Source organism: Bacteroidia bacterium (genome assembly GCA_027493955.1).
Lineage (GTDB): Bacteria > Bacteroidota > Ignavibacteria > SZUA-365 > SZUA-365 > JAOSJT01.
On record JAOSJT010000001.1, the window covers coordinates 703564 to 715403 of the forward strand.

9 protein-coding genes are annotated in these 11840 nt (G+C 56.5%); all 9 read right to left on the minus strand.

Going from position 1 to position 11840, the window contains the following annotated elements; genetic code table 11:
* Positions 1-5 precede the first annotated feature (5 nt).
* Positions 6-524: a hypothetical protein gene (locus M5R41_02780; protein ID MCZ7555315.1), complete on the minus strand. Its 519-nt coding sequence runs from the start codon at positions 522-524 to the stop codon at positions 6-8.
* A 270-nt stretch (positions 525-794) separates the two neighbouring features.
* Positions 795-3260, minus strand: coding sequence for a DNA gyrase subunit A (gene gyrA, locus M5R41_02785; GenBank protein MCZ7555316.1), 2466 nt, complete (start codon positions 3258-3260; stop codon positions 795-797).
* A gap of 261 nt (positions 3261-3521) precedes the next feature.
* Positions 3522-4898, minus strand: coding sequence for an MATE family efflux transporter (locus M5R41_02790; GenBank protein MCZ7555317.1), 1377 nt, complete (start codon positions 4896-4898; stop codon positions 3522-3524).
* Between the two features lie 102 nt (positions 4899-5000).
* Positions 5001-6740 carry an ATP-binding protein gene (locus M5R41_02795; GenBank protein ID MCZ7555318.1) on the minus strand — a complete coding sequence of 580 codons (1740 nt, stop codon included), beginning with the start codon at positions 6738-6740 and terminating at the stop codon, positions 5001-5003.
* Between the two features lie 104 nt (positions 6741-6844).
* A complete protein-coding gene (locus M5R41_02800; protein ID MCZ7555319.1) occupies positions 6845-8101 on the minus strand; it encodes a hypothetical protein in 1257 nt (418 codons plus the stop codon).
* A 9-nt stretch (positions 8102-8110) separates the two neighbouring features.
* Positions 8111-8542, minus strand: coding sequence for a hypothetical protein (locus tag M5R41_02805; GenBank protein MCZ7555320.1), 432 nt, complete (start codon positions 8540-8542; stop codon positions 8111-8113).
* Positions 8539-9765 (minus strand): hypothetical protein, encoded by a 1227-nt coding sequence (locus M5R41_02810; protein MCZ7555321.1) that lies wholly within the window; start codon positions 9763-9765, stop codon positions 8539-8541. The genes M5R41_02805 and M5R41_02810 overlap by 4 nt, the downstream gene beginning before the upstream one ends.
* Complete coding sequence (locus tag M5R41_02815; protein MCZ7555322.1) at positions 9731-11365, minus strand: response regulator; 1635 nt, start codon at positions 11363-11365, stop codon at positions 9731-9733. The genes M5R41_02810 and M5R41_02815 overlap by 35 nt, the downstream gene beginning before the upstream one ends.
* Complete coding sequence (locus M5R41_02820) at positions 11296-11694, minus strand: response regulator (protein MCZ7555323.1); 399 nt, start codon at positions 11692-11694, stop codon at positions 11296-11298. The genes M5R41_02815 and M5R41_02820 overlap by 70 nt, the downstream gene beginning before the upstream one ends.
* Positions 11695-11840: the final 146 nt, after the last annotated feature.

The following is an 11840-nucleotide window of genomic DNA, read 5'->3' on the forward strand; positions in this document are numbered from 1 at the left end:
CTTGCTCACCGGCCTGCTAGGCAGCGGTCGAGCAGCTGCAGCAGTTCTTTGTACAATGCTTGCAGCGACGGACGGCTTGCTTCCTTCGCGGCTGTGCGGTTTCCTTCGGTATAACTGAAATCTCTTTCACCTGATCCCGGAATGGCCTTCATGGCGTCGTCGTTGCGGCCACGCAGTGTGGTGATATATCCGGGAGACAGGCAGTACAGATGACTGAGCGAATCAATAACCGCGGTGTTGACACTATGGTAGTCGTGTGCTGTCGGATTGGCCGGGAGATTCGGCCACGGATGCGTAGCCTTGGAACGCTGTTTCTCCCATGCGGTGGCTGTATGCTTCTCCTGCTGCCGATAGGAGTCGATCGAACGCGGTGTGCTTGCGGGTGGCGTGTGATACTGTCCGCTCTTCTCTGCGCGATTCCACGACGCTTCGACCGTCCCTTCGCGCGCCTGCGCGAGCGACAGCCGCGGCAACAGCAGCAGTGATACGACAAACAGAGCGATAAATGCGGTAATCCTTTTCATGTACACCTCATGCTGCATACCGTGATCCCGGACGGGGAGCGTCGGCTGGTGAAAGAGCAGTATGTTTCTCGTTGCGATGGACTCGCTGAAATTGAGCAATTCATGAATACAGGGAACCTAGTCATGAACTGATTAAAAGTCAATAGTTCGTTACTAAAAGCTCGTAATGTTCTCGAAGCGAAAGGACGCTGCGTCTTTCTTTCGCGAACGATAAAGGGCCTGTGCTCATGCAATCCTCGAACGCCTCGGGAGGGGGTGGAGGATTGCGGTCTATGGCGCGGGATCAACAGCATCGGCATCGTTGCTGATGTCCTGATCCGCAGTCACGCGCGCGATGTCCGCGATGGAATCTCCTTCGCGGAGATTGATGAGACGCACCCCTTGGGTATTCCGGCCCATGACGCGTATGCTGCGCATATGCTGGCGTATCACCTGACCCTTGACAGTGATGATGACCAGATCGTCCAGATCGGAGACTTCCTTGAGTCCGATCACGGGGCCTGTTTTCGGTGTCACATTCATTGTGATCACACCTTTCCCGCCGCGCCGTGTATGCCGGTACTCCGACACTTCACTGCGCTTGCCGTAGCCGTGTTCGCTCACGACGAGAACATTGCTGGTGGGGCGGCAGAGTATCATACCGATGACGCGATCGTCGTCGGCGAGACTGATCCCGCGCACACCCGTCGCACCACGGCCCATGTCGCGCACATCCGTTTCGGAAAAACGAATGGCCTGTCCGAGACGGGTGGCGATGAGCATATCGTTGTTCCCGTCGGTGATTTTCGCTTCGATGAGATTGTCGCCCGCATCGAGGGAGATAGCGATGATGCCGGTGGATCGCGGATTGCCATAGGCGCTGAGGACGGTCTTCTTCACCGTGCCCTGCTGGGTCACCATCATGATGTACTGGTCGTCGGTGAACTCCTTGACGGTGACGAAGGCCGCGATGGTTTCGTCCTTCTGCTTGTTGATGCAGTTTATTATGGCTCTGCCACGCGCCACGCGTCCGCCTTCGGGCACTTCAAACACCTTGAGCCAGTAGCAGCGGCCCTTGTCGGTGAAGAAGAGGATGTAATGATGCGTCGAGGCGATAAACATGTGCTCGACGAAATCGTCCTCGCGTGAGGCGGACCCGGCCACGCCCTTGCCGCCGCGGCCTTGCCTGCGGTAGGTGCTGACGGGCGTGCGCTTGATGAAGCCCTGATGGCTGATGGTGATGACCACGTCTTCTTCAGCGATCATGTCTTCCAGACGGAAGTCCGCGTAATCATAGATGATTTCGGTGCGGCGGTCGTCGCTGAAGCGGTCCTTCAACACCCGGAGTTCATCACCGATGACCTGCCAGCGCAATGTTTCGTTTTCCAGAATGCCGCGCAGACGGGTGATCAATTTGATGGTTTCTTTGTACTCGTCTTCGATTTTTTTCCGCTCGAGACCGGTCAGGCGCTGCAGGCGCATATCGAGAATGGCTTTCGCCTGAATCTCGCTGAGCTTGAAGCGCTTCATGAGGTTTGTGCGGGCGGTTTCGGTGTCTTTGGATTTCTTGATCGTCTCGATGACTTCGTCGATGTTGTCGAGCGCGATGATGTACCCTTCGAGAATGTGTGCGCGTTTTTCCGCTTCCGCCAACTCGAATTTGGTTCGGCGCACGACGACATCGTGACGGAAATCAAGAAAATGACGCATCATCTCCCGGAGGGACAAGACTTTCGGACGTCCGTCAACCAGCGCGAGCATGATGGCGCCGAAGGTGACCTGCATTTGTGTGTGCTTGTAGAGATTGTTCAGCACCACCTCGGGATTGCCGTCGCGCTTGATTTCTATGACCATGCGCATACCGTCACGATCGCTCTCGTCGCGGATGTTCGAGATGCCGTCGATCTTTCCCGCCTTGACCAGTTCAACGATTTTCTCTATCAAATTCGCTTTGTTGACCTGATAGGGAAGTTCGCTGACGATGATATTTTCCCGTCCGTTTTTAAGCGTTTCGATATTCGCGCGTCCGCGGACGATAATTTTGCCGCGGCCGGTGAGGTAGGCGTCCTGCACTCCCTGATAGCCGAAGATGATGCCGCCGGTGGGGAAGTCGGGTGCGAGGACGTGTTTCATGATGTCCTCGGGCGAAATCTGCGGATTGTCTATCATGGCGAGCAGGCCGTCTATCACCTCTCCGAGATTATGCGGAGGAATGTTCGTTGCCATACCCACCGCGATACCGCCGGCACCGTTGACGAGCAGGTTGGGAAGCAGCGCGGGAAGCACTTTCGGTTCCTGCAGGGACTCGTCGAAGTTCGAAGTGAAATCGACGGTATCCTTTTCCAGGTCGCGCAGCAACTCCGCAGCAATGGGAGCCATGCGTGCCTCGGTATAGCGCATGGCCGCTGCGCTGTCGCCGTCCACGGAACCGTAGTTCCCCTGACCCTGAACCAACGGATAGCGGAGCGAAAAGTCCTGCACCATGCGCACCATGGCATCGTACACCGCGGAATCCCCGTGCGGATGATACTTGCCCAGCACCTCGCCCACAATACGCGCCGATTTCTTGTACGCGCGGTTGGGAGCGAGGCCCAGCTCGTTCATTCCGAACAGAATGCGCCGGTGTACCGGTTTGAGACCGTCGCGCACGTCCGGGAGGGCACGCGAGACGATGACGGACATGGAATAATCGATGTAGGAATTCTTGAGTTCGTCCTCGATGTTGACGCGGACGATTTTATCGGTAGGGGTGGACATGCAATGGTACGGTAAGTGTTTTCGCGGAATAAAATATCATTAAAATTTACGGAAAATTTGCCGGAATCGGAAATATTTCCGTACGGTTCATCGCACGAAAGGGGGCGCCTTCGCACCCGGAACCGAATCCGGTGAAACCATAACCTACGGCAATCCGGGGTTCTCGATCCTCCTGGCGCGCGAGGAAACCGGCTCTCGCTTTTTCTCCGCAGCAGCGTAGCGAGAAGACGGCTCAACGACGGGGTCGCGCAAGCCGCCTCCTCACGGAAGGGGCTGATGGCCGTCCGCAGCGGCACTCCACCTGTGGGCGAGACGCTCACATTGTCTGCGGAAGCGAACAATGAAGCTTGCTCCCGCCACGCTCAATCCGGCGACAAAACCCAGCCACACTCCTTCGGGCCCGAGTCCCGCTTCGAAGGCCAACAGATAGCTCGCAGGGACACCGATCAACCAGTACGCGACGATGGCGATGCCGAGCGGCACATTGACGTCGGTCATCCCGCGGAGTATGCCCAAGCCGACGGCCTGCGTGCCGTCCGAAAGCTGGAACAAGGCCGCGATCACAAGCAGAGAGGCCGCAAGTGTTACCACGGCCTCATCGCTCACATACAGCGCGGGGAGCTGCTGGCGCATGAAAACAAAACTGATCGCCGCGAGCGACATGACAGTCCAGGCCATGAGGTACGCTGTGTATCCTGCCCTGCGGAGGTTCGCTGCATCCTTACGACCGAAAGCATTTCCAACACGAATAGTCGCCGCATTGGAAATACCGAGAATCGCCATATAGCTTATAGCGGCGAGGTTGATGGCAATCTGATGTGCGGCCAGGGCTGTGGTACCGATCCAACCCATCATCAGGGCGGAAAAGGAAAACGAGCCGGCTTCAAACAGCCATTGCAGCCCGCTGGGCAGGCCGAGCCGAAGAATGCGCCGCTGCAGGTCGGCGCTGAATCTGGCGGTACGTGCGAAGACGAGATGCGCGGTGAAGCGCCGGGAACGAAAAAGGTAGATCAGGATCGCGACCGCCGCAAACAGCTCGACAAGAAAACTCGATAATCCCGCACCCGTCAATCCCATCGCCGGCATTCCCAGCTTGCCGTGAATGAAAACCCAGTTCCCGCCGACATTGACCAGATTTGCGGCGAGCACAATGTACATCGCGGGCCGGGTGAAAGAGAGTCCTTCGATGAAATTCCGCACAGACATGAACAGCAGCATGGGGACGAAGGTCAATCCCATCATTCGAAGGTAGGGTGTCGCTTCCCGCACCACATCCTGCGGTTGACCCAGCATATGCAGATACCCGGCCATCGCCCAGGCCACCCCGACCATACTGATCCCGAACAGCACGTTTTGCTGCACTCCCTGACGAAGTACCCGGCCTGCTTCCTCCGCGTTGCCTTCGCCATCCGCTATCGCTGTCAGCGGGGTAATTGCCGAGGCGACACCGGCAGCGAAAACCAGCAACAGCACGAAGACGCTGTGTCCCAGCGATGCGCCCGCCAGCGGTACGGCGCCCAAAGAGCCCACCATCAGACTGTCCACAACGCCAAGCATGATATGACCCAGTTGCCCGATGGCGACCGGTACTGCCAGGTGCAGGGATTCGCGAATATGTATGCGCCAGGAGATGGACATTATTCACGTCGTTCGGCTTGGTGACACAGCAACCGTTCCGCCTGTTTGTGCACGGGATAGTGCGGGATCACCACGTGATTGTCGGGGCGAGAGGGAATGCGCTTATGCAGCATCCGGTCTGCGAACGGGCAAGGTGATGGTAAACGCGGTTCTTCCCGGTACGCTCTCCACCGACACGGTTCCGTCGTGTTTCTCGATGATGCGGCGCACGATATCCAGTCCGAGTCCGGAGCCTTCGCCGGCGGTTTTCGTGGTAAAGAACGGCTCGAATATTTTTTCCCGAATGTCGTCGGCAATCCCACGGCCTGAATCAGTGATCCGGACGACGATATCCTCACCGAGGAGCTCGGTCTCCACTTCGAGCGTCCCATGATTATCCATGGCATGGATGGCGTTGTGGATAAGATTGGTCCACACTTGATTGAGTTCGTCCGGGAAGCATAAAATGGGCGGCACCGGCGAGAAACGCCTCTGCACCTCGATGCCATGCTTCAGCTGGTTGTGATACAGGGTGAGCACGGTTTCGATACCGTCGGTGATACTGGCGATGGTTGCTGCGCCGCCCGGATCGCGGTGGGAATAACTTTTCAACGCGAACACAATTTTGGAAGCCCGGTCCACCGCGGTTTCGATATTCCGGCTGTTGCGTTGCTGCAGCACCAATCGCGCGGCGACGCGCAAAACATCTATCGTGTTGTCGAGATGGAGGAGAGCGGAGTACCGTCCCAGATTTTCGAACAACCCCATATCGGCGAAATACCCCGCGACGTCGTCCGCATCCGGGATACCTTCCAGTTCCATCTGCGCGAGGAGGTCGCGTTTGCGTTCGCGCTCTTCACGCGCGGAGAGATGTTCGTTCCTGCTCAGGGCTTCCTGGACAAGAGCGAAAAACAAGTCTTGTTCGGCGCTGCCGAGGCTGCGCAGTACGACAGGCAAATGCAGGAGCGTGTGCTCCAGCGCCCGCTCAATATTGGAAATCGACGCACGGATGGCACCCAGCGGGGTGTTAATTTCATGCGCGATACCCGCGATGAGCTGACCGAGCGCGGCCATTTTTTCTGATTGGATGAGCTGCGCCTGCGTAGCCTTGAGATGTTCGAGAGTCCGTGCAAGCTGCCTGCGCTCGGCTTCGAGCAGGCGATTCTTGGTTTGCAGCTCCGAGTTCGCTTCCTGTACAATCTGCTGTGCGTTGCGCACACTGCCCAGCATTTTACCGAATTCCACAGCGAGATCACCGATTTCATCGTTCGTGGTGCGGTCCACACGCGCATCGAGGTCGCCATGGCCGACCTTGATTGCGGCGAGACGGAGCAGCGAGAGCGGACGCACGATAAGGCCCGCCTGCCACACCGCGAATAAGATTCCGAGAAACAGGGTGATCACCGCAACGCTGATTATCGTCGCCCGCAGTTCGGCGATCTGTTGATTGATGAAGGAGGCACTGCTTCCCACGACGACGGAACCGGTGAAAACATCCGTCGTGATCCGTTGCTCGGCAAAAATGACGGCTTCGTCATTGTCGGCGCCGGGTTTGTACACAAAATCCGGGGGGGAGGCGGAAAACGTACTGCCATCCTCGGCGATGAGCGCGATGGCGGAGACATCAAACTCGTCGGCTTGCGGGATCGCGGCCCAATCCTCGTTGTCGAGCGCGATCTTCATCGAGCGTGCAACACCCTTGGCGAGAGATTGTACTTCCTTGCGATGAGAATTCCGCATCGCTTCCTTCAGCTCGGAGGGGAAATACACTGCCATGAACAGTGAGAGCAGCGCGATGAAGAGAATCACCGGCAACTGAATTTTATACCGTACCTCGAAGCGCTTTTTTGTTTTGTGTTTCATGGCTGTGGCGTGCTACCGTGTCGATGATCCGTGAATAGCAGTTCGTGGCGGTGTCCATTCCGTCGAGGGCGGTTCGCCCGGCCAGGGTTTGCGCAGGGACGGCGTCAAAGGAGCACGCTGACGCCGAAGAGGATAAAAATGATGCGAAGATCCTGATGAAATTCCATGTTCTCCGCGGCAACGCCGTGTTCACGCTCGTCGTAGAGCACGACCTGGCCCTTGACGGTGACGGCCCTGCGCAGGCGCCAGGAAAGTCCCGGCAGTGGCAATGAGTAATCCGCATCCACACCGAAGCGATAGTCCCCCCACTGCATCGAGACGTACGGATAGATCGCGTCGGTGAGGTCGTACCCGAGAACCCAGTACAGGAACCATTGCTCCATCTTCAAATCGCGTTCACCCGCCTCGTCGAGATCGTAAGCGACGTTGATCAGCTCTGTTTCGAGTGTCAATCGCGAAACGTGCACAGACAGATCGCCTCCGAGGCGCCAGCGTTTTGCGTCGTCGGGGAGGAGGGAGAGCGTTTCCAGCGAAATGGAACTCTCGTGCGAAGCATAGCGCCGGAGCATATTGTTCGCGTCGTGGGTGAGCGAAGCGCCAAACTTGATCTGTTCGTCCCGCGACCGTACGCCGATGCGTCCCCCGAACAGTTTCAATGCGAAGCTGTTGGGATCCACGCCGCTCAAAAATTCGAACTGCGGATTTTTCTCCGTTTCGATGTCGTGCAGGGCATCGTACCGGGTGATGTAGGAACTTTCGCTGTTGCCGGCGTAGACGGCATAGTCGGCGAAGACGGGCCCCCATGGGATGCTGCCGTACACCTGCACGTAGGCGTGTTCCGGAATGTAGTCCTCGGTCATGAAACGCGTCGAAAGGAGCCGTTCATACACGAGAGGGCGGAAAATGTACGGCTGAAGCGCAAGACGGTTCTTGATTTCATTGAAATGATTAAATGCGGGGAACAACAGCCCGAGCTTCAGATTGACCTCGTCCCGCAGAGAATAGTTCATCCACGCTTCCTGAATACTCAGCGATCCCCACCTCTTCTCGCTGGAATAATTGAGCTGAAATTCGATATCCACGAAAGCGGAAAAAGCGTCGTCAAACTGTTTGGTAAAAAAGAAATCCAGCTGCTGCAGCGCAAAGGAATTTCGTGACTCACCGAGCGAGGCTGTCGCCGGTATGCCCACCACCGAGCGTTCCAGTTGTGAATTCTGATTGAAAAAAATTGCCTGCATGGAACCGAAGGTCTGCATGTCTCCGACGTCCTGTGCGGTGATTGCGACAGGAAACAGGAGTAGCAGCAACGCGTACACGCGGATGCTGTTGGCACGGGAGGGTATGGTGTGTCGCTGCTTCATCTGTCGTGTTTACCTGATGCGTGCAACAATGCGGACGTCTTTTCCGCTTTTCAGTGATCGCTCGCTGACATACCCGATGGCGCCCTCGGTTTCGGCGACGAGATCGATCAGCGCTTCTTCGGTGGGGACAGACCGTGGCGGCCGGGCCTTGCCGGTGAATTGCTTGCGGAGCCAGATCTTCTTCAATTCTTCCTCGGACATACCGATGAATTCATGGAACGCTTCCTTGGCCCGACCGGATTTGAGCTCGAAGACATTTATGCGCGTACCGCTCTCCCAGCGCGAGGTGTTCAGGGTGTAAATATCCATGAGTTCTTTGCTGCCGAGATTTTTCGTGCTCACGGAAGAATGCACAATCACGACGGTTTGCGCGGTCGCATCCATACCCGAAAGGAGAAGCGCGGTGAGCAGCAATGCGAAGGTGAGGTGCGGAATTTTCATAGCAGCACACTCAGGCCGATAAACACAAATTTCAGCACTGCCTTGTCCGAAGGAAAATTTTTGTCATACAACTGTTCATGAACGATGAACTGTCCCTTTGCGGTGACGGAGGGATTGAGCTTCATCGAGGCACCGACCGAGAATGTGGTGTGCCGCCAGGATTCGCCGAAGGTCCCGTGTCCGGCCTCGCCGGATGTGTACAGAAAAAGTTGATCCGTGAACCAATATCCGAGCATACCATAGACAAAGGAGAGCGACATGTCTATACCGAGACGCTCCGCTTTCTCATAATCGTAAAACACGCCGATGTATTCACCCTCGAATTGCACGGGACCGATCGATCCGGAAAGATCGGCACCGAGACGATTGCGCGGCGCGTCACCGACGAGGTCCGCCCGCGGGAGGATGATGGATGGCATGTAGCTCAAGGTGTCACGCAAGTTGTCGTAATCGTGCGTCCACGATATGCCGGCTTTGATCTGCTCGTCGCGCGAACGCATTCCCACCCTGCCGCCGAACAGCTTGAGTTTCACGTCCGTGGGATCCACACCGCTGAGAAACTCGAAATTCTGATTCCGTTCGCTGACGAGTGCTCCATCGGGGCCCATTCTCGTGATATAGGACGCCTCGGCGTTGCCGGTGTATACCGCATAGTCAATGAAGGTTTTCGATAATGGGATAGCACCGTGGATTTGCAGAAATGCGTGTTCCGGGATATAGTTTTCGGAGTTGTACAGCCGGCTCAGCAGACGTTCATACACGCCCGGACGAAAGATATACGGCAGCAGAGCGAGTCGATTTTTGATTTCGTTGAGGTGATTGAACGACGGATAGAGCAGTCCGGCTTTGACGGTGAATTCGTCCATGGGTGCATACTGCAACCAGGCTTCCTGCACGCTCATCGATCCCCACCGATGCTCGGATGAATAATTCAACTGGTACTCGAGATCGATGAAGGCGCTGAACTCGTCGTCGATTTCGCGATGGAGAAAGATGTCGAGCTGTTGGATCGCGAAGGAACTGCGCTCCTCGGAGAGGGAGAACTTTCCGTAGCGGTTGTTGTCCGTCACGGAGACTCGCGATTTCTGCGTGAAAAAAATTGCCTGAAAGGATCCGAACATCGAGGTCTCACCATCCTGTGCGGACAGGGGAACGGCGCTGAAGAACAGCAACGCGATCAGCAGACACTCAGGAAACGACGGTCGGACGCTGTAGGAGCCCATTGATAAAACTCTCCGCATCGGTCGAGAACATGGATGTGAATCGTAAAACATACTCCCCGTCTGCTTCTGTGACAACTTTCGCGTAGACTTCGCTCGTGCGTTCCTCTGATTCCGTGCGAATGCGGCAGACACGTACATCACTGTAGCGGGGGAGCGCAACCTCGGGTCGAATGCGGGCCCGGTGGACGGAACAGGAAAGAAGTGCTGCGCTGATACGTTCGTTGGAGAGGGATTTCCCGTCGAGCACCGCAAGTTCCACCTGCACACCTTCGTGCACGGGCGACATTTCGGCGAGTATGGGAGAAAACGAGGTGGAGTAGGCGCCGCCGATTGCTCTAACCTCCGAGATGCGAAGCGGATGCGGGACGCCCTTGACCGAAATGTCGAAGGTGCTGTCGATGCGCAGTGCGGCGGTGCAGCGTTGCACCGTTTCGGATGAAATCAGCACCTGCTGACCGGTGCTCAGTGATTCAATGCGCGCCGCGAGATTGGCCGGTGTTCCGACAATCCCGTATTTCGCGCGTTTCTCCGATCCGATGTTGCCGATCACCACCTCCCCCGATGAAATGCCGATACCCATTTCCATCAAGGGAAGGTGTTCTTCGAGATGTGCATCGTTAATGTCGCGCATCGCGTTTTGCATTCCGAGGGCACAGGCGACGGCGCATTCGGCATGATCCGGCAGACGCCTGGGAGCTCCGAATACCGCCATGACGCCATCACCAAGAAACTCGATAATGATGCCGTTGAACGCTGAAATGATGGCCACCATGCGTTCGAAGTAGCGATTCAGTACCCGGACCACGGTCTCTGGAGGATATTGCTGCGTCAGCGTCGTGAAGCCGCGGAGATCGGAGAACAGCACGGAAATGTCGCGTCGCTCGCCACCGAACTGCAACCCTTCCGGGTCCTCGAGCAGCCGCACCATCACTTCGTCGCTGACGTACCGCCCGAAAATCCGCCGGATGAAATCGTTTCGTACTTCGAGATCCTTGCGCTGTGTTTCGATGTTGCTCATCTGCCGGTGAATCTCATCCCTTTGCCGGACGACTTCGCGTGTCCTGTCCTGCACGAGGCGCTCGAGATTCTCATTCATTTCGCGAAGAGCGACGTTCTGTTCTTCGAGTTTTTTGTCCTGATAGTAGCTTCTGATCGCTTCTTTGATGGTAAGCACCAGATCGGTCTCTTCCCAGGGTTTGGCGATGTAGCGATACAAATTGGCGTAATTGACGGCGTCTCCCACCGCGCCGGCATCGGCCTGTCCTGTGAGGAGGATGTTGAAGGACTTGGGACTCAAGGCATGGATGTGGCGCAACAACTCATTCCCTTTCATGCCGGGCATGATCTGATCGCACACGATCACCGGAATATCGATCTCCTCGCGCAGAAGTGCGCGCGCTACTTCGAGCGCTTCGTCACCGCTTTCGATGACTTCGATGCGATAGGTGTCGGAGAAATGGTTGCGAAGCTGATCCCGGAGACTGATGAGAATCATGTCCTCATCATCCACGCAGAGTATGACGGGCTTGCTCACGACAGCACCATCGCGGCGGAGATCATGTCGATCAACTCCGCTTCGCGCCAGGGTTTCAGGATGCATGCCCGCATACCACCTTCGAGTTTTGCACGCTCTATCGCGACGTGGTCGGCCTGTCCCGTGAGCATGAACGTCACGATCTCAGGGTGCCGCTGATGGACCTGCACGAGAAACTCGTCACCTCTGATGCCAGGCATGAGCCAGTCGGAAACGATGAGAAGAATCGTGACGCCGCCATGGACGAGATCCTCGATCACCTCCCAGGCCTCGTCGGCATTTTCGGCGATCTCATACCGGAAGCGTTCACCGAAATTGTTCTTCAATTGCGTTCTGAGGCTATCGAGAACAATGACTTCATCGTCGACGCATAAAATTGCTTGCTTCATGGTCATCCATCGTTTCTGCATTCAGGCACAAACGAAAATATACGCAGTCGTGTCGAGAGTGCATAGTCCCGAGCGATCATGCGCTTAACGACGATGATGGGAAGCACAAGCGCCAGAGTGCGCCGGAAGCTAGGACGGCGGGTCGGAGAAGG